We start from the raw sequence: 19,230 nt of genomic DNA, 5'->3' as shown, positions 1-19,230 counted from the left end.
AGAATATATTTGTAAACTTCAATCAGTAATTTCTTCGAATTCTGTAAACCTATTTCAGTATAAGACAGTATCGAAGGAAACTTAAGGGAATCCCAAGGGAAATAGGAGTGAGAAACAAAACTAAGTGTGAATAATGTTTATCTAAGTAATTTTTGACCTGGAAGATGGTTAAAGAATTGAAAATTTAATGGGCTAAATGTCCTTTTACTAAGAAATAAACCTGCTAGATCAATTCATGGCTTAAATTAACATCATTTGATAGGAAATGAATTCAAATGAATACTCAAAAATAAATATCTTTGGGTATACAAATTCGATTTAGTTGCTTGTCAAATCAATTAGGTCGAATATTGGGAGGAAAACTGATCAATCGCATACTCGCTGGTTATCTGGAACGAAAGGATAAAGTAATCAGCCAAAAATGTATAACAAATGAAGAGGTTCAATAAATTCATATTTTTAATCAGCTTAGTTTTTTTATCGGTAACAGTGTTGCGCTTAAATGCTCAAGAGCGAAATTTAGGTCAGTACGTTAAGCCTTTAATTGGAACGGCCAAGATGGGACATACCTTTCCCGGGGCTACTGTACCCTTTGGTGCTGTTCAATTGAGTCCTGATACAGATACTATTCCCTATGCCGTAAAAGGCGTTTACACAGGCGATGTCTACCGTTATTGTGCCGGTTATCAATATGATGATCCGACAATCGTAGGTTTTTCCCATACCCATTTTAGTGGTACTGGCCATTCCGATCTTGGAGATATATTGGTGATGCCCACTACTGGGAAAGTTCAATTGAATCCAGGGACAGCAGATCGTCCGCAGGATGGATACCGATCGAAATACAGCCATGAGAATGAATTGGCGGAGCCTAATTATTACAAGGTAAAATTGGATGACCATCAGATTACCGCTGAGCTTACAACAAGTACTCGAGTAGGTATGCACCGTTATACTTTTCCAAAATCAGATCAATCGCATTTGATTTTGGATTTGACTGCAGGAATCTACAATTACGATGGAAAAAATGTGTGGACAGTTGTTCGTGTGCTCAATGATTCCACCATTACAGGATTCCGACAAACGAACGGATGGGCGAGAACTAGAACAGTTTACTTTGCGATAAAGACCTCCAAGGCTTTCAAAAATTATGGCGCCAAGTATTTTGATAGTGATGTACAATACAAGGGTTTTTGGCGAAAATTCGATCAGACGGATAATTTTCCGGATTTAGCTGCCCATAACATCAAGATGCACTTGGATTTTGATACTCAGGAAGGGGAGCAGCTTATGATGAAAGTAGCATTGAGTCCGGTAAGCATGCGTAATGCTTTGGCAAATATGGAAGAGGAAGTACCGAACTGGGCATTTGATGCGGTTGTTGCACAAGGAAAACAAGCTTGGGAAAAGGAGCTTGGGAAGATTGAGGTCGAAATGATGAATAAAGAAGATTTGATTAATTTTTATACCTCCGTTTACCATGCTAGTCTTATGCCTACCGTTTATATGGACGTCAATGGCGAGTATAGAGGATTGGATCAGGAAATACATCAAGCGAAAGGCTTTACCAATTATACGTCATTTTCACTATGGGATACCTTCCGTGCATTCCATCCATGGATGAATTTGGTGAATCCTAAGCGTAATGCAGATATTGTATCATCGATGATGGCTCATTACGATCAATCGGTCATGAACATGCTGCCTATTTGGTCTCATTATGCTAATGAAAACTGGTGTATGAGCGGTTATCATTCTGTTTCGGTCATTGCAGACGCGATTATAAAGGGCGTTTATCAGGGCGATGCCAAAGCTGCCTTAGCTGCTTGCGTTCAAACGGCAAAAGCAAGACGATATGAGGGGATAGGGGAATACATGGATTTAGGATATGTACCTGATGATGTCAATGGAACCTCTGTTTCCAATACCTTAGAATATGCTTACGATGATTGGTGCATTGCTCAATTGGCAAATTATCTAGGAGATCAAGCAATCGAAGAAGAGTTTACAACAAGATCACATAATTGGAAGAATTTATACGATAGTCGTATCGGTTTTATGCGTCCGAAAGATAGTAAAGGTAATTTCAGAGCTAAATTTGATCCATTGGATACGCATGGACAAGGATTTATCGAAGGAAATACATGGAACTATTCACTGTATGTGCCGCATGAACCAGAGGCCCTTATGGAAATGATGGGTGGGCAGAAGAAAATGGAGGTTTACCTAGATTCCTTATTTGAAATGCATTTACCAGATAAGTATTTTGAGCAGACGGAAGATATTACTCGAGAAGGCATCATAGGAAATTATGTACATGGCAATGAGCCTTCACATCATATTGCCTATTTATACCATTGGACCGGTAAAGGATGGAAGGCAGAAGAGCGCATTCGTCAGATTTTACGAAATCAATACCACAATGGACCAGCTGGTCTTGGTGGGAATGATGATTGCGGGCAAATGAGTGCCTGGTATTTGTTCAATTCATTAGGTTTTTATCCGGTATCTCCAGGTAGTGCCGTGTATTGGTTGGGAAGTCCATTGGTGAAAACGGCAAAAGTTAACTTAGAGAATGGTAAAACATTGCATATTCAAGCAAAGAACCAATCTGAAAAAAACAAATACGTCAATAAAGTGACTCTTAACGGGAAAGAGATTTTGGGCTTTAAAATTGGGCATGCGGACTTAGTTTCTGGTGGAGACCTGGTTTTCCATATGTCTTCGAAACCGAAGAAATGATAGGAGGGTAGATTGGGCTTTTACTATTTGGCTAAATAGTTTGGAATAAAGATGGTTTAGTATGCTTTTTTGAGATTTTAGATCAATAAAATAAACTTCATACCTTTTTACCATGTCCAATCTGTTTTATCGAAATTGTTATCAAAATATTCTAAAGACTCTATATTTTGTAAAGAGTTTGCTTTTAATAACTTTTCCTCCCAATCTTTACGAGGCTTTGATTTTATTGCTTCAATAATGATTTTAGAATCTTTAACAGTCAAAGTTATTTCATCGGTGACATGAAATTGATCTAGAATCTTCTTTCCTATTATTATTATACAAGAATTTCCGATTATTCTAATCTTTGTTTTCATAATACTAAAGTTCCAACAATGTTATAACAAACCAAAACTTATTCAGCAATAAAACATTAAAGATTTTTGTTTTCGGAATCCTAAAAGCCAAATAGTGAATGCTATTTGGCTTTAAATTTTGTTTCTGATATTGTATTAGCGATTGAGTCGTTTAACCATTTTCAATCAATAGCCTATCTATTAAGCCTGACTGGGTATTTTCGAAGTATATCCGTCAATTCTTGGGCGGTACTATCTATTTCTAGGATGGATACTGGTATAGCACCTTCTTTGGTTTTTAGGAAAGTATCTCTTACAAAGAAGTTTTTGATTTTTCCACTATACTTTTTCGGGTCATGTAGGATGATATGCAGTATGTTCTTCTCCAAATGAATGAATTGTATGTCATCCCATGCAACAAGTCCTATAGCTCTTGCAATTGGCGTTGTAAAGCTAGATATTCCTTGTTGGCTGATGATCATAGCGGCAGCATCAGCTTTTTTTGGCCAAATAGTTAGTTTGAGAAATGCTCCAAATCCTAATAGGGTTATAAAAATGGATGTATATCTCCCAAAAATAACACCGTCATTTTTCATGAACCAGGAATAATAAACAAAAGCGAGACCTATTACGCCAATACCTAAAAACAATAAAGCTGTTTTTCGTTGTCCGCCTGCTCCGTATTTGATTGTTGTAGTTTCCATTTTTTAAGATTTAGATTTATTGTTTTAATGCACTAATAAAGTTTTTGATTTCTTCTTCAGACCAAGGGGCGAACCATTGATAACCATGATCGGTTTTGATTAAATCAACTTGGCGAAGACTCACCATTTTTTCATTTACTATTAAAGCAACTATAGTTTTAGGGTCTTTGTTTAACAATTCGTCTAATAGTTTTTGGTCGCTTTCCTTTAACTGGAATGAAATACCGTATGAGGCCATACTAATCTCTTCGAATTGAGGGTCAATAAAGTTTTTGGCATCGATTAAAGCATTGGTAGCTATCTTCGAGTTTTGAGGTAAATAACTATCATATGCTTCTACCAGATAAATGCCATTTGGGCGTTTTATAGTAAAGAATTCGAAAGGCTTTTCTGGGTTCGCTTGACCAGTCTCCTGAATGCCAGAAAGTAGTTTGTTGCCATCGATGTAAATTTCATCATACAATTTCTCTAAGCGATCTTCAAAGCTTTTGAATTTGTTAGGATCATGGGAAATCATAGCCTCCGGATCCAGTGGCTCGATCATGTCTAACTCTTCCTTACTGTATATGGTTTCCATTTGTTTTGCAAGTACATGGCTTAGATCAGGTTCAAAATATTTGGACTTATAGCTAGCTAGACTATTGCTGTCAATTGTAGCATTTTTATTTACTAGTGCTTCTGGTGTAAAATCTTTTACGGCATTTTGAAAATTCTCCATTACCCCCAGTTTTTCTAGGATACGGATAGTCTGATTATCTGAATTGTTTTTCTGTGCACAAGATTGCATACTGCATAAAATTATTATTACGAATAGATAGGTTTTCATGTTTCTCATATGAGCTAAAATAAACTTAGAAATAGCTTAATCCTAGCTTAATTGGCCATTTGCTTATTGCAATTATATAATTAATGGAAACTTTCCCTAGAAAATCAGTGGATATTATCTTGTCATTGGGATTAAGGGAATAAACTTTTATTGAAAAACATTAAAATTAATTAACGGTCAATCTTTTAAAACACCTTTCAAATGGTGATTCTGCAATCATTCGAATATAATCTACAAAGTTGAAAATACCCTATTTTGGGTATATGTCTATTTCTTTAAAGGATTTATATTTGAATAATGGTGTTTAGTTTAATTTTAGGTTGTTTTGTTGTGGAAAGGTTAATACACCGCATTGAAATAGAATCAAGATAGCCAAAAATCGTATCGATGTGTATTAAATTACTTTGTTTCTTATTAATTGTTTATGTCTTTTTGACAAAGAATCCATGTTTTGGTCAGCAGGATAGTATGTATTATTCTCAAGAGCCCTATAGGGCATCTATACCATCTCAAGTTTTCAGAAAATGTTATTTAGCGCCGAGCATATTATTGACTTATGGTCTAACAGCTATCAAGAATCCATTTCTTCAAGCCCAAAATCAATATTTCAAACAAAGTTTACAAGAGCGAAACCCCATGCGTATTCATCTTGACGATTATACACAATACGCCTCTCAAGCAGCTTTTTTAAGTTTAGATGCGCTTGGCGTTCGGGCGAAACACCCCATTCAACAGCGATTGTTTACTGGTTTGGTTTCCCATGCCATTATGGCTTCTGTGGTTAATTTGATGAAGAAAACGGTACCTATTATGCGTCCTGATGGTTCCGCAGATAATTCCTTTCCTTCCGGACATACGGCTACTGCATTTGTGGGTGCCGAATTGTTATGGCAAGAATATTACGAGAAGAACATATGGTATGGGGTTGCAGGGTATGCTGTGGCTACAGGAACTGGCTTCTTTCGAATGCACAATAACAAACATTGGTTTTCGGATGTAGCAATGGGGGCAGGGATTGGTATCATGAGTACGAAAATTGCTTATTGGCTGTTACCTTCGTTTGAGAGTAAATGTCTCAAACTACCTAAGAATTATTCCTTAGTTCCTTCCTACAATGGTGAGTACACCCAATTAAGTCTGTATGTGAAACTCTAAATTAGGATTAACCTCATTAATCAAATCTGATTTTGTGAATTGGGCAATTAGGGTTATTTTTAATTAATGGATAAGCACACACTAACAAATACTACTAATCCACAAAATGTTTTGGATTACCCCAATAATAATACCTTCTTTTTGACATGGAATCTAAAAGAAGATTTGCCTGTGGAAGAATTACAAGATAAGATGAAAGGCTTATATGCATTAGTGATTAACCTAAATCATTCTGCATTAAATAGATTTCCAGATTCTAAGGCGAGTTGTACTTTGGGGATAGGTCATGATGCTTGGTTAAAGTTGGCTCTGCCAACGCCATTACCAAAGGAGTTAGAAAACTTTATTGCGATCAAAGGTATCAAACATACTGCTGTCAGTACTAGTGGAGACCTACATCTGCATATACGTGCTGATAAGCATAGTTTTGCTTATGATATGGCCGCTGAATTATCTAACTGTTTAATTTCTTTTGCAGAATGTGTGGTTGAGGTTCAAGGGTTTCGGTACTGGGACAGTCGTTCCATATTGGGCTTTGTAGATGGAACAGAGAATCCGCATGGTGCTGCCCGGGAATACTTTGCCATAGTAGACGAACAGGATCCCAAATATAAGGGTGGAAGTTATTTGTTTGTACAGAAATATATTCATGACTTGCAAGCTTGGAATGCAATTGGAGTACGCGATCAAGAAAATGTAATTGGGCGATCAAAGACCAACGACATCGAGATGAGTGATGCGGTGAAGCCCAAAAACTCCCATAGTGCCTTAGCGAACATTGGAGATGATTTTAAAATTGTTCGGGATAATATGCCCTTTGGAAATGTATCTAGCAATGAAATGGGGACTTATTTCCTATGTTATGCCAGCACCTTTAGTACCGTAAAAAAGATGCTGGAACATATGTTCATTGGAAATCCAAAAGGGAATTACGATCGGATATTAGATTTCAGTACTGCCAAAACTGGGGCATTGTTTTTTGTGCCTTCCATGGATATGCTTTCTGATTGGGCAGGCTAGGTATTTAACCTTTAGGAACTAATACGGTCGATTCAAAAGAAACGCCATCCCAACCGTTTTCCATAAATTGTCTGATATTTTGGTGGTCTTCGCCTTGAGGTCGGTCCAATACTGCTTGGAAATGCTCCGCAAATAAGGATAAGGTGTCTTCCTGATTTAGGTTTTCAAGTTTGGCAAAATACAGTACTTTAGCTGAGCCTTGATTTTCATTGCTGGAATTTTCCTGTTTACCATTTTTAAAGGCTGAAGCTTGATAATGATAATGCTCTTCAATGTAGCCTAATACATCTTTAAATTGAGCCTGTTGATTGCTCAGATTGGATAATAATTGAGTAATTGTCATAGACAAAGATATCCTTTCAGAATCAAGGAAAAAATAAGAATGGAAATAAAAACAGCCTTTTCCCAAATAGAAAAAGGCTTGAATATTAATTTGAAAAATCTAAAATTATTTCTTTCCTCCACCTCTTAACAAGGCTACTAATAAAAGAATGAATACGGCTCCCCCAACGACCCATACCCAAGGTTTTGCGAAGAAATTGTCTTCTCCTTTGTCAATATCTACATTGATGTCAAGGCCTTTTTCTTGTGCGAATGTTTGTAAAGACAAAAATAGAAACATTAACATAGCCATTGGACGCATTTTTAGAATTAGATTGTTTTTCATAGTCGTCATGTTTTGGTTTATAATATGATGTTTAACAATCTATGTAATAAAATGTTTGTACATGTATTTTTATCAACTGGAGGTATTTTCAGTCAATAACCTTAAGTTCTGTGAAAGAACAGTAATGCTTCTTGCCAAAACGATTATTTTATTAAAAAGCTGCTAATTGATCAATTAGCAGCTTTTCTATATATGGATGACCAATATTGGTCATTGTTGATATATAGGACTATTTGATAGCTTATTTTGGCTTATAGACCTGAAGTTTCTTTTTTAAGATTTTACGAGCAGTATGGATACGTGTTTTAATCGTTCCTTCCTTTATATTCATGTACTCCGCAATTTCATAGTATTTAAATCCTTCCAAATACATATTAAATATCTTATAATTTTCATCTGAAAGGCTGTTTATACTATTTTGAATATCGGAAATGACAAACTTAGATTCGGCGGAATTATAGGAGTTTACATTGTATTGCATATTGGATGAGATCTCTTTTTCAGCAACACGATGTATAGCCTCTCGTCGATACCGATTTAGATAGATGTTTTTCATGATGACATACAGCCAAGAAACTAATTTTGGGTGATTTATAAATTTCTCCAATGATTTTAATGAACGGACAAATGTTTCCTGAACAAGATCATCTTTTTCAAATGGATCTGTGGTGAAGTTGTTTGCAAGTCTTTTTAAAATGGGTGAATTCTCCAGGATGGTCGTTTCTAATGCAGTTTTCATAAAATCCGTAATTTAAGTAAGCGATGTTAAAAGTGTACTATTATAACGTATTGAATTACAGGATGTTTTGTGGTATTGAAAATATATGTAAAAACGCGTATTTATACAGGTCTTGACGTATTTTGCCCAAAGGAATAAATACGGTGTTTCCCTGTCATAGCAAGGTATAATTACCATAAAATTAAAACAATGGCCTAATTTATAAGTTATAAAAGCGAAGTGAAAAAAGGTATTTTTCCGTTCTCTTCTATTCCATGGGAATTAAAAGATAAAGATAAATTGCTTTGTTGTGTTAAATACCTGAAATAATTTAAAAATACGGTATTCAGCTTAATTGGGATATAAGATGTAAAGAGAAATAAATTTATTCTATAAATTTGAAAGTAGTTAAGAAAGGGCATGCTGGTATGGAGGCTTTAAATGCATCTTAATGAAAATTACATCGACTTAGAAAAGTATTTCATTACTACCTAATTAAACTTTAAAAAGTTTATTATTATGAAATCATCGGAAAATGAATCCTCAGACGATTCTCAAAAAAGGAATCAATATTCCTTATTTGACGAGCGCGCAGATTTAGAAGCTTTAAGTTATGACCTCTTTTTTAAAGAGGGGCCATTTGCGATTATTATATTAGATAAGTTTTTCCAAATTAATAAGGTTAATGATCGGATAAAATCATTCTTTGGTAAAGATAATTCACAGATGATGGGAAGGAGCATATTTACCTTCTTACATAGTGAAGATGCCATAAAGTTAAGGCATACTTTTCAAAATAGACATGCGGGACAATCTCCATTATTGATAAAATTGGGTTTTATAAAGAATTTTGGGCAACCTATTCCAGTTGACACCTTTGTTAAGAAGTTTTGCAATTCATTTGGAGAATCCAATTATGGATTATTAATGTTTGACAAGGAGTTTTGCCCAGATTCTGATTGGCTTTCCCACAATCATGAAATCTACCAAGCCATAATCGATACACAAGAACAAGAGCGACAACGAATAGGCCAACAGCTTCACGATAGTGTTGCACAATTATTATACGCTATTCGTTTAAACATTCAGCATTTGGTGATAAAAAACAAGGAATTAAACCAAGATGTAATTCCTTTAAAACGGTTGTTAAATGATGCTATACATCAAATACGTCATATATCAGTTGACTTAGTACCTGCTGTTTTATATGATTTTGGATTAAAGACAGCCGTCATTACCATGGCTGAACGTTTTTCTACTATAGATTTTAAAATTACTTGTCAAATTCCAGAGCAGGTAAATCAGCTAGATAAGGAAATTCAATTGATTATTTATCGGATTGTTCAAGAATTATTGAACAACTCGATGAAGCATACGGATGGTACGGAAATTAAAGTTTCCATAAGCCCATTTCAAGAAAAAATTGAGGTTGTTGTAATGGACAATGGTACTGGATTTAAGGAAGATACTAAAGAAAGTTTTGAAAAAGGAACAGGACTTAAAACGATCAAAAATATGGCGGAGTTATACAAAGGCGAGATGAACATTAATAGTTCCTCGACAGGCACAAGCATACAGATCGTATTACGCACAAAATAAATATGACTAGGATAAAAATAATGTTGGTCGAAGATCATTCGGTCGTGAGAAACGGAATTAAATTACTGTTGAATTCACAAGAAAATTTTGAGGTTGTAGCGGATGTTGGAAATGGAAAAGAGGCCTTAGATTTATTATACGCAGGATTAGATTGCGATGCAATCCTTACTGACTTAAATATGGAGGTAATGGATGGCTTGCAATTAATTGAGGAAGTGTCGTTGAAATTTCCGGAAATTAAGAAGATCGTGTTAACGATGTTGAATTGCGACCAACATGTAGCAAAAGCTTTTGAATCTGGAGTGGATGGTTATCTAGTGAAAAATGTGGCGACGGACGAGATGATATTTTCCATTAATCATATTGTCGCGGGTGGAAAATATATATGTGAGGAGATCTCCTTAATTTTTGTCAAAAAGTTAATTGAAAAAAATAAAGCAATTGAACAAGAAGAGGGTAAATTGAATATCGAATTATCCGCAAGAGAAGTTGAAGTTTTGGAATTGTTAGGTGAAGGATATACTAATCTGGAGATTTCAAAAAAACTCTTTTTAAGTAAGCGCACTGTGGAAGGGCATAGGCAGAATTTAATCGATAAGACAGGTTCAAAGAACACTCCAGCGCTAATTAAATTTGCTGTTTTAAATGGGTTATTAAAATAAATGGTTTGATCCATAGCAATGATGTATTATTATTCATCAGAGCTGCTAAATGAATTCTATAAATAAGTTGGTCAGGATGCGGAAAAAGTTAAAACACTTTTTCCGCTTTTTTATTTTAGACTTTCTATAAACCTTCTCGGAGCAATCTTGTTCATTAGGGAAAAGGTTTATGGCAAAATTAGGAACATATCAAAAGAAGCGTGATTTCTCTAAAACCTCGGAACCTTCCGCTGCTGATAAATCGACAAGCAAAGGTTCAAAAGGGAAAAAGAAGAAATTGATATTTACTATTCAGAGGCACCATGCCACCCGCTTACACTATGATTTTAGATTGGAGGTCGATGGTGTTTTAAAATCATGGGCTGTACCTAAAGGACCATCACTGAACCCTAAAGATCGAAGATTGGCTGTACAAGTAGAAGACCATCCCATAGATTATGCAGATTTTGAGGGAACCATACCAAAGGGGAATTATGGAGCTGGGACTGTTATCGTCTTTGATCATGGGGCTTACAATTTTCTAGAGGCAAAGGATGAAAAGGAATTTCTCAAAAACTTGGAAGCTGGATCTATCAAGTTTTCACTAAGTGGTAAAATATTCAAAGGTGAATTCGCATTAGTACGAATGAAAAATGACGAAGAAAACCAATGGTTACTCATTAAGCATAAAGATAAATATGCAACAGACCAATCCTTTGATGCAGAAGATTTAGTGACGAAGGGGGTGAAGCAAGCGGGACAAGATTTTAAAAAAAAAGCCCCAACAAAAACAAAGGAAAGCACTAAACTAATAGACGAGCAGAAGCAAGAACTGCAATCTCCTATGCTTAGCAAACTAGCAACTGATTTACCCTTAGAGCAGGGTTGGTTGTATGAAAAGAAATTTGATGGTTTTCGTGCTCTCTGCTCCATAAAAAAAGGTAAGGTAGAGTTGATTTCTAGAAATGGAAATAAGCTAACCAAGAAATATCCAAGCTTAATAAAGGCACTAACAGCTATTTCACATGATGTTGTTTTGGATGGGGAAATCGTGATCGAGGATAAACAGAATAAGCCTTATTTTCAATTTTTAGCATCAGGTGAACCAATAGATAAGAAGTTAAATCTAGTCTATTATGTCTTTGATGCTTTGTTTTTGAATGGGGTAGATTTACAGTCCTACAGCTTATTGGAGCGTAAAGAGATACTGCAGTTATTATTCAAAAAGATAGAGACGGAACATATACAATTAGTTGAGCCATTTAGCTTAGAAGCCAATAAATTAATAGCACATGCGGAAAAATCGCATTGGGAAGGTATTATGGCTAAACGAGCTGATAGTACCTATCAGGCAGGAAAAAGAAGCAGTGCGTGGCTAAAGGTGAAATTAAGACAGACTCAAGAGGCCATTATTTGTGGTTATACAGAACCTCAGGGTGGACGGTCAAAGTTTGGTGCTTTGGTATTAGGGATAAATAGAGCGGATGGCTTACATTATATTGGAAATTGTGGTACCGGATTTAATGAGGAGATGCTAAAAGATCTTCATGCTGAATTTTCAAAAATTACCACTGAAACAAAGCCTTTTCCAAAAGAGGAAAAGGTGGCTAAGGAAGCACAAGTTACTTGGCTCAAACCTGAATTGGTATGTGATGTTTATTATTCAGAATGGACTGCAGATCAACACTTAAGGCATCCCGTATTTAAAGGTCTCCGAACAGATAAAAAAGCAGATCAAGTTGAAATCGAAACAAAAAATGATTTGATTATGGAAAATGATGATCAAAAGGAAAAACAAAAAGAATTGACTTTCGGTAAGAAGAAGGTTAGTCTTACGAATTTACAGAAGATTTATTGGCCAGAAGAAAAGATAAGCAAAGGGGATATGTTGAATTATTATGAGACTATAGCCCCCTTTATCTTGCCTTACTTAAAAGATAAGCCAATTTCCATGCATCGTTTTCCAAATGGAATCGACCAACAAAGTTTCTTTCAGAAGGATGTCGAGCCTGGACAATTACCGGAATGGATAAAGACCACCGAAGTTTACTCCAAAAGTACCGACAAGCATATTGATTATATGCTATGCAATGATGAGGCAAGTTTATTGTACATAGCCAATTTGGGATCGATAGAAATTAACCCTTGGTTATCTACCTATAAAATTCCAGAAAAGCCTCAATTTGCTGTATTGGATTTGGATCCTAACGGAGCAGATTTTACAGAGGTTAAAGCTGTAGCACTTACTGTGAAGGCGATTATTGATAAAATCAATCTTCCAGGATATATTAAAACCTCTGGATCAACAGGGCTTCACATTTATTTCAATGTCAATCAAAAGTACGATTATGATATTGTACGGGACTTTGTACAGTTGATAGCTGAATTGGCACAGCAAAAGCATGAAAATACAACCAGTTTAATTCGTGATCCTAAGAAGCGGAAGGGACTAATTTACTTGGATTACCTTCAGAACAAGCAAGGTCAAACTATTGCAGCCCCTTATTCAGTAAGACCAAAGCCCGGAGCGACGGTAAGTGCACCCTTGACATGGAAGGAAATCAATGATAAATTGGATATCAAAGATTTCGATATATTCAATATGCTCGAGCGTGTGAAGGTGAATGACCCCTGGTCTACTATTTGGAAAGATACCGTTGATTTAAAGAAAGCCTTGGCCATGCTTTAATGAAAGAGGCAGCTTTTTATTAAGCTAAGCTTGCTTTCAGTTTTTCCAATAAATCGGTTGCTTTGGTGTTTTCAACATTGATTTTGCGGATAGTAGCCCGTTTTCCTTTGCTTTTCTGATTGATGATTTTTAGTAATTCTTTACTGTATTCATTCTTGAACCGGGAAATGTTAAATTCATTGCTGTTCATTTTTATCAATTGTAAAGCCATATCCATCTCTGCTTTGGAAATTTTAGCTGAACTTGGAATTTTTAATTCATCAGGGTTTCGAATTTCTTCATCAAACCTTAATTTATTTAAAATAAGCACCTGATCACTTGCTTTTATGATAGCCAGGTTTTCTACATTTCGCATAACAAAGGTTCCAAGACCAGCTGTTTTACTCTTTTGAAGTGCTTTTAAGAGCAATTGGTAAGCTTTTTCACCTGATTTTTGAGGTTCTAAATAATAAGGGGTATCAAAGTAAATACTATCGATTTCCTCTAACTTGACAAAAGATTGTAAGCTAATCATTTTTGTTTTTTCTGGCATGGCTTCTTCAAAGTCAGCATCCTCCAGCACAATGTATTTATCCTTAAGCATGAATCCTTTGACAATGTTATCCCATTCTACTTCTTTACCCGTATTTTCATTGACACGTTTGTATTTGATATTAGCATGATCCTTTCGGTCAAGCATATCAAAATCTAAGCTAGAACTCTGTGTTGCGGAATAAATTTTTATTGGAATATTTACCAATCCAAAACCAATAGCACCTGTCCAAATAGCTCTCATAATATTTTCTTTTTATAGTAAACAATTGTCAGCTTATTAAGTTCTTAACTCGCTGTTGCTTCAAATAGAAAACGATTTACGAGGAAGAATGTTTAACCAAAAAGGGAGAAATCATGAGTCAGATAAATCATAAGCAATTAAACGAACTAGGAAATCAATTGCAGGAAAGAGGATTAAGTTTAGCATTTGTTGAAAGTATGACCGCTGGATTTATGAGCAGTGTATGGAGTTTGCAAGTGAATGCAGGAGCGTGTTTAAAAGGTGGTATAGTATGTTTTCATGAATCGGTTAAGACCGATTTATTAAAGGTTCCTGCCTCGCTAATCGAACAATATACAGCAGAATCCATGGAGGTAACCATGGCTATGTTAGATGGATTGAAAAAATTAATAGATGCTGATATTTATTTTTCAATCACGGGCAGGGCATATGAAGGAGATGAACCTAATCCACATACAGCGGAAGGTGAGGTTTTTTTAATCTGTTCTTGTGAAGAGCATATCTTACAACAAAGGCTTTATATAGCAACTGAAAATGCTGCTGATATTTATATAGAGACATTCAATGCCAGTTTGAATAATTTAGAGGAGTTATTGCATCTTAAATCGTTATACGACCACCCGTTGCAGGAATCGTAGCACCAGAGATATAGGAAGCAGCTGCACTGGCTAGAAATACATATACAGGAGCAATTTCTGCAGGTTGACCTGGTCTTCCTATGGGTGTATTATCACCAAAATGTTCATGTTCAGGGATGGTACTAGGAATCAAAGGTGTCCATACAGGTCCTGGAGCAACTGCATTGACACGAACTCCCTTGTTTTCTTCGAGGAATTTTTGAGCCAAGTTGGAGGTGAAATTTTGAATGGCAGCTTTGCTTGCTGCATAGGGAATGAGGGTAGGATTGGGATCATAGGCATTTACCGAAGTCGTATTGATAATACTTGATCCTGCTCGTAGGTGTGGTAATGCATGTTTTACCAAATAGAACATGGCAGAAAGGTTAACTTCGAAAGTCTTATTCCATTCCTCCGCCGAAATCTCCTCAATAGTTTTGTAAGACATCTGATAGGCAGCGTTGTTAACTAAAATATCGATATGTTTAAATTCTTGAACAGCAAGGTCTATTAATGATTTGCAGGTATCTTCAGATCGGATATCCCCTTTGAAAAGTATGGCTTTTCTTCCAGCTTTAGTCACCCAATCCAGGGTGTCTTTCGCATCTTCATCTTCGATACTGTCCTTGTAGGCAATCAGAATGTCTGCACCTTCTCTTGCCATGGCAATGGCAGTTGCCTTGCCAATACCAGAATCTGCACCAGTTATTATGGCTGTTTTACCTCGTAGAAGATTATTGCCTTCGTAGCTCAGTTCACCATGATCAGGACGAGGGTCCATATGCTTAGTTTCACCAGGAGGATCTTGATCTTGTTTTTTGAAAGGTGGTTTAGGATATAAATTCTTCGGATTTCCTTCTGTTCTAGTTTCCATAGTATTTGAATGATTTTAATATTCAAAGCATTTTGTTTACTTCTAAACAATTTAATGGCATAATCGTTCAATAATAAAAAAACAATTATGGACGGAAATACCTTATATACCATGATATTTGATGGTGTTGAGCCTTCATTTCTTCTAGAAATTATTCTTCGATCCCTATTTATGTTTGTGTTAATCCTAGTGATGTTACGAATTTCTGGGAGGCGAGGGGTTCGGCAATTGACTTTATTTGAGGTGGCCATTATATTGGGTTTAGGTTCAGCAGCTGGGGATCCCATGTTTCAGGATGATTTTCCATTAGCGAATGCGGTTATGGTCTTTATTACCGTAATTCTATTTTATAAATTGATCACTTGGTTAGCCGCACGTTTTGATTTTGTTAATCATCTGTTAGAAGGGGAGATATTTGTTATTGTTCGGGATGGTGAATTTGCGGTCACCTCGGAAAACAAAACAACATTTACAAAGATGGAATTCTTTTCGGAATTGAGGAATGCATCGATTGAACATTTGGGACAAGTAAGAATGGCGGTATTGGAAATTGATGGTTCTTTAAGTGTATTGCGTTATGCGGATGAAGAGGTAAAGTACGGACTCCCATTATTTCCTGATCATTATAAGGAAATTGAGGTTATCGTAGAGGGGAAAGGACCTGTTGCCTGTATGTTCTGCGGTAATATTGAAAAAGAAATTCCTTTGGATAAGGATTGTTGTAAATGCCATAAAAAGAAATGGACTTATGCCATTAACAGTCTATACCATTAAAATATGTTGTGCCAAAAAAAGAAAATCCCTAACAAAGCGATGTCAGGGATTTGGGGTGTATGGTTGTATAAAAAAATATTTTTTTAGAAGTATAGATTTGTAGCACTATAAATCATTTGAATTTGTTTTTTTCTTATGAGAAGCCCGAATATTATTTACCGTAAAGCCTATGACTAAAATCACTACTACGCCTAAAAATATAGATAAAAACATGCTGTCGAAAATTTTATTGTTACCTATTCTTTAGAACAGCCGAACTTGGGTTTAGTTGGGTTTGATATTGAAAAGGCGTATTTGACATAAGAAAAAACGTATTTTTCGCATAAAAAACAGGTAAGGAAATTGGGGTTTTCGCTTACCTGTAATCATATGGATATTTGGGACAAGGAATTTATCGATCTCTTAATTCACGAATATGTTGATGAGCGACTTGTTGATCGCTTAATTGTGCTTGTAATAAATCCACGATTCCGGAATAATCTTCTAATGCATCATTTAGGATATCTTTATAAGCATCTCTAAATTCATCTTCACCGCGTTCACAACTATCTAAAACCGTTTGGGCAGTATAAGGGGCTACCAATGATTTTATATCCATCCACATGCGGAACAATTTACCGCTCATATTAGTACCTTCCTCTGGCTGTTCCCCGTATTGTAGTACATAGGGTGTTAGCTCTGATTTGAATGTTATGGATTGCTCTTTATACTTTTGAAATATGGGTACTAAATCTTGCATGTCGCCTCCACTTACAATCTCGATGGCTTTTTCATAACCTGCAATGCGGTCATTATTAATTTCAATTGCTGAATTAACCACATTGACTTTTTTATCTGTATTTTCCATGATATGATGTTTTTGTTGGATGAACAGCTTGGAGACTTAATTAGTTGAAACTATTTTGAATTTGGGAATTAATTGGTTTTCAGTAGATTGAAAATCAATATGGAAAGAACAGAGAATCCGACTTATTAATGTTGTAATAATTTACGATGGATTGATTTTTCTTGTTCTAATGCAGTTTTTGAAGCTGTGGATGAGATCCATTTATCGAGTTCTTTACTTTCATAGGATTGAATTAGTTTTGGATCAATATAATGTTTTCGGGTTACTGCTCTACTGTTTCCCAATTGCTTAGCGACATAATCGATTGCTGATTTAAGTAATTCTTTTCTTTCTTTATCCTGAGAAGGAATTTCATGGTTGACAACAAATTCTAAAAAATAGAAACAAGCATTCCAAGTTCGAAAGGTCTTACAAGTAATTTCAGAATCGAATATTTCTTGCAAGTAATTGTTCAGGTCTACGGCTTCTAATGGGCGAACCTTTTTATGCTCATCATAATATTGAAAAAGTTGTTGACCAGGTAGATCTTTAATACTTTTCAAAAGCTTGGCAAGACGTTTTTCTTTTAGGTATTTTTGTTGGAGTACACCTTTTTTTCCAACATATTTAAAGAATATTTTATCGGTTTCAATTTTAACCTGCTTATTGATTAAGGTCGTTAAGCCATAAGAACCATTTTGTTTGCAATAGAAGCTATTCCCTGATCTTATAGATGTTTCATCCATAACCCATAGTGCGATAGCACACACTTTTGTTAAGTCTAAGTTTTTTCTTTGGATATCTCTTTTTAACTTCTTTCTAAAGAGTGGAAGTGTTTTGCCAAAATTACTTAAAAGATGGAATTTGCTGCTGGAGCGAAATGATGACCAAGAGCTATGATAAAGGTATTGTTTTCTGGATTTCTGATCCATACCAGTAGCTTGGATATGTCCATTTTCATGTGGACATATCCATACTTCTGACCAATTTGGTGGAATTACTAAAGCCTTAATGCGATCCAAGACCTTTGAATTCTTGATGATCCGGTTTTGGCTATTGAGATAAATAAAACCAGATTTTAAAGCTTTTCGCTTATACCCCGGATCTTTACAATCAACATAAATTAAATTAAGTGCTTTATTGTTTTTAAGAAGCTTGGCAGCATCCATCATATAAATACACCTTAATGATTTCTAATGGCATTAATTAATTCATCTTTATTCATATCGTGTCTACCTTTAATGCCGATTTTCTTTGCTTCTTCCAATAATTCAGTCTTTGACCGATCTCCTAAATCACTAGCTTTGCCACCCTTCTTGCTCGAGTTAGGGTCATTAGAAATTCTAGCTGCCTTTTCTTTCGACATACCTTCTTTTCTTAATGCTTCATACTTTGCATCATTCTTAATGCTGCTTCCATGATCTTTTGTCATCTTATCCTCCAATTCTTTATTTGTGAATGTATGCATTGAACAGTTCATTTTACTAATTGTTACCCGTATAAGTACCTGAATTTGAATTTAAAATAAACGATTATATGCCTTTGCTCAATTAACCTGAAGGATTATGTTGTAGAATTAGGTGGATATTAAAACTAAAATAATTTGATTTGTGGTACTTGAAAATTAATTTTCCCTACCGTTAAACTTTACTTTCTATCTGAAGTCCATAATTACGAATGGCCCCATTATTTCCTTAATGGATAAGTCTTATTTTAAATACTAACAAATACTTAATTATGAAACTCAGTAAAAAACTGCTATCCTTTTTATTATTCTCCTTCATTACTATTACTTCGTATGCACAATCCGGTGAGAAACATCTGATCATCAATAATATCACCTATGAAGAGGTGAATGCAGGTCTTAAGGAATTTGCTTTGCAAAATGATTTTTTTATTGAGAAAATTGACCGGGAAGAGGGTTTTTTCCAATTCAAAAAAAAATATATTCCGAAGGGTATTTTTAGTCAACATCTCCGAATGACCATTAATTTTTTGGTAAGTGACCTAGGAGAAGAACGACAGCGGATTGATATACAGATATACCTCGTTAATTTGGAACATACTGTACAATTGGGATATCAAGAAGAGGAGATTGGCATGCCTGATAGAAAGAAATATTATGATGAGGTTAAGTTAATTTTGGAGGCATTCTTTAATATGAAACGACCTAATTAGCAAAGAAAATCTTGAAGCAAAACTAGCTGGACATTTTTTGAAAAAATATGCCATTTTAAATTAATCCTTTTCGAGATTTTTAGCTCCAAT

The 19,230-nt window shown here is 35.4% G+C and carries 20 protein-coding genes; 9 read left to right on the top strand and 11 right to left on the bottom strand.

Going from position 1 to position 19,230, the window contains the following annotated elements; genetic code table 11:
* The first annotated feature begins 432 nt into the window (after positions 1-432).
* Entirely contained in the window at positions 433-2,742 is a 2,310-nt protein-coding gene (locus tag ABD676_RS00805; RefSeq protein WP_344672784.1) for a GH92 family glycosyl hydrolase, read from the top strand.
* A gap of 107 nt (positions 2,743-2,849) precedes the next feature.
* Here ABD676_RS00805 and ABD676_RS00800 read toward each other — a convergent pair whose 3' ends face one another.
* From ABD676_RS00800 to ABD676_RS00790, 3 genes are all read right to left on the bottom strand, one after another.
* Entirely contained in the window at positions 2,850-3,098 is a 249-nt protein-coding gene (locus ABD676_RS00800) for a hypothetical protein (RefSeq protein WP_344672783.1), read from the bottom strand.
* A gap of 173 nt (positions 3,099-3,271) precedes the next feature.
* Positions 3,272-3,781: an STM3941 family protein gene (locus ABD676_RS00795; RefSeq protein WP_344672782.1), complete on the bottom strand. Its 510-nt coding sequence runs from the start codon at positions 3,779-3,781 to the stop codon at positions 3,272-3,274.
* A gap of 16 nt (positions 3,782-3,797) precedes the next feature.
* Positions 3,798-4,607, bottom strand: coding sequence for a hypothetical protein (locus tag ABD676_RS00790; RefSeq protein WP_344672781.1), 810 nt, complete (start codon positions 4,605-4,607; stop codon positions 3,798-3,800).
* Positions 4,608-4,994: 387 nt separating this feature from the next.
* Here ABD676_RS00790 and ABD676_RS00785 point away from each other — a divergent pair, with 387 nt between their 5' ends.
* Positions 4,995-5,762 carry a phosphatase PAP2 family protein gene (locus ABD676_RS00785; protein WP_344672780.1) on the top strand — a complete coding sequence of 256 codons (768 nt, stop codon included), beginning with the start codon at positions 4,995-4,997 and terminating at the stop codon, positions 5,760-5,762.
* Between the two features lie 66 nt (positions 5,763-5,828).
* On the top strand, positions 5,829-6,782 hold the full coding sequence (locus tag ABD676_RS00780) for a Dyp-type peroxidase (protein ID WP_344672779.1): 954 nt from the start codon (positions 5,829-5,831) through the stop codon (positions 6,780-6,782).
* Positions 6,783-6,786: 4 nt separating this feature from the next.
* Here ABD676_RS00780 and ABD676_RS00775 read toward each other — a convergent pair whose 3' ends face one another.
* The 3 genes from ABD676_RS00775 to ABD676_RS00765 all read right to left on the bottom strand — a co-directional run bounded on the left by ABD676_RS00775 (position 6,787) and on the right by ABD676_RS00765 (position 8,188).
* Positions 6,787-7,125 (bottom strand): HopJ type III effector protein, encoded by a 339-nt coding sequence (locus ABD676_RS00775; RefSeq protein WP_344672778.1) that lies wholly within the window; start codon positions 7,123-7,125, stop codon positions 6,787-6,789.
* Positions 7,126-7,230: 105 nt separating this feature from the next.
* Positions 7,231-7,449 (bottom strand): hypothetical protein, encoded by a 219-nt coding sequence (locus tag ABD676_RS00770; RefSeq protein WP_344672777.1) that lies wholly within the window; start codon positions 7,447-7,449, stop codon positions 7,231-7,233.
* A 241-nt stretch (positions 7,450-7,690) separates the two neighbouring features.
* On the bottom strand, positions 7,691-8,188 hold the full coding sequence (locus ABD676_RS00765) for an RNA polymerase sigma factor (protein WP_344672776.1): 498 nt from the start codon (positions 8,186-8,188) through the stop codon (positions 7,691-7,693).
* A 498-nt stretch (positions 8,189-8,686) separates the two neighbouring features.
* On the opposite strand from ABD676_RS00765, the gene ABD676_RS00760 reads away from it, so the two are divergent.
* From ABD676_RS00760 to ligD, 3 genes are all read left to right on the top strand, one after another.
* Complete coding sequence (locus ABD676_RS00760) at positions 8,687-9,766, top strand: sensor histidine kinase (protein WP_344672775.1); 1,080 nt, start codon at positions 8,687-8,689, stop codon at positions 9,764-9,766.
* Between the two features lie 2 nt (positions 9,767-9,768).
* Positions 9,769-10,428 carry a response regulator gene (locus tag ABD676_RS00755; protein WP_344672774.1) on the top strand — a complete coding sequence of 220 codons (660 nt, stop codon included), beginning with the start codon at positions 9,769-9,771 and terminating at the stop codon, positions 10,426-10,428.
* Between the two features lie 169 nt (positions 10,429-10,597).
* Complete coding sequence (ligD, locus tag ABD676_RS00750; protein WP_344672773.1) at positions 10,598-13,096, top strand: DNA ligase D; 2,499 nt, start codon at positions 10,598-10,600, stop codon at positions 13,094-13,096.
* 19 nt (positions 13,097-13,115) lie between these two features.
* Here ligD and ku read toward each other — a convergent pair whose 3' ends face one another.
* Entirely contained in the window at positions 13,116-13,871 is a 756-nt protein-coding gene (gene ku, locus ABD676_RS00745) for a non-homologous end joining protein Ku (protein ID WP_344672772.1), read from the bottom strand.
* 113 nt (positions 13,872-13,984) lie between these two features.
* Here ku and ABD676_RS00740 point away from each other — a divergent pair, with 113 nt between their 5' ends.
* A complete protein-coding gene (locus ABD676_RS00740; protein ID WP_344672771.1) occupies positions 13,985-14,509 on the top strand; it encodes a CinA family protein in 525 nt (174 codons plus the stop codon).
* On the opposite strand, the gene ABD676_RS00735 is transcribed toward ABD676_RS00740, so the two are convergent.
* The gene (locus ABD676_RS00735; RefSeq protein ID WP_344672770.1) at positions 14,472-15,362 is read right to left on the bottom strand and encodes an SDR family oxidoreductase; all 891 of its coding nucleotides are present in this window, start codon (positions 15,360-15,362) and stop codon (positions 14,472-14,474) included. The genes ABD676_RS00740 and ABD676_RS00735 overlap by 38 nt on opposite strands.
* Positions 15,363-15,449: 87 nt before the next feature.
* On the opposite strand from ABD676_RS00735, the gene ABD676_RS00730 reads away from it, so the two are divergent.
* Positions 15,450-16,136 (top strand): DUF421 domain-containing protein, encoded by a 687-nt coding sequence (locus tag ABD676_RS00730; protein WP_344672769.1) that lies wholly within the window; start codon positions 15,450-15,452, stop codon positions 16,134-16,136.
* A 391-nt stretch (positions 16,137-16,527) separates the two neighbouring features.
* Here the strand turns inward: ABD676_RS00730 and ABD676_RS00725 are convergent, their stop codons facing one another.
* The 3 genes from ABD676_RS00725 to ABD676_RS00715 form a co-directional block, all read right to left on the bottom strand.
* A complete protein-coding gene (locus ABD676_RS00725) occupies positions 16,528-16,983 on the bottom strand; it encodes a PA2169 family four-helix-bundle protein (RefSeq protein WP_344672768.1) in 456 nt (151 codons plus the stop codon).
* 125 nt (positions 16,984-17,108) lie between these two features.
* Complete coding sequence (locus tag ABD676_RS00720; RefSeq protein ID WP_344672767.1) at positions 17,109-18,134, bottom strand: DNA topoisomerase IB; 1,026 nt, start codon at positions 18,132-18,134, stop codon at positions 17,109-17,111.
* Positions 18,135-18,145: 11 nt separating this feature from the next.
* Complete coding sequence (locus ABD676_RS00715; protein ID WP_344672766.1) at positions 18,146-18,430, bottom strand: DUF7218 family protein; 285 nt, start codon at positions 18,428-18,430, stop codon at positions 18,146-18,148.
* Positions 18,431-18,699: 269 nt separating this feature from the next.
* Here ABD676_RS00715 and ABD676_RS00710 point away from each other — a divergent pair, with 269 nt between their 5' ends.
* Positions 18,700-19,140: a hypothetical protein gene (locus ABD676_RS00710; protein ID WP_344672765.1), complete on the top strand. Its 441-nt coding sequence runs from the start codon at positions 18,700-18,702 to the stop codon at positions 19,138-19,140.
* Positions 19,141-19,230 lie beyond the last annotated feature (90 nt).

The organism is Sphingobacterium kyonggiense, assembly GCF_039536825.1.
Classification (GTDB): Bacteria; Bacteroidota; Bacteroidia; order Sphingobacteriales; family Sphingobacteriaceae; genus Sphingobacterium; species Sphingobacterium kyonggiense.
Note: the sequence above shows the minus strand (reverse complement) of the source record. Positions and strands in the feature narration are given on the sequence as shown.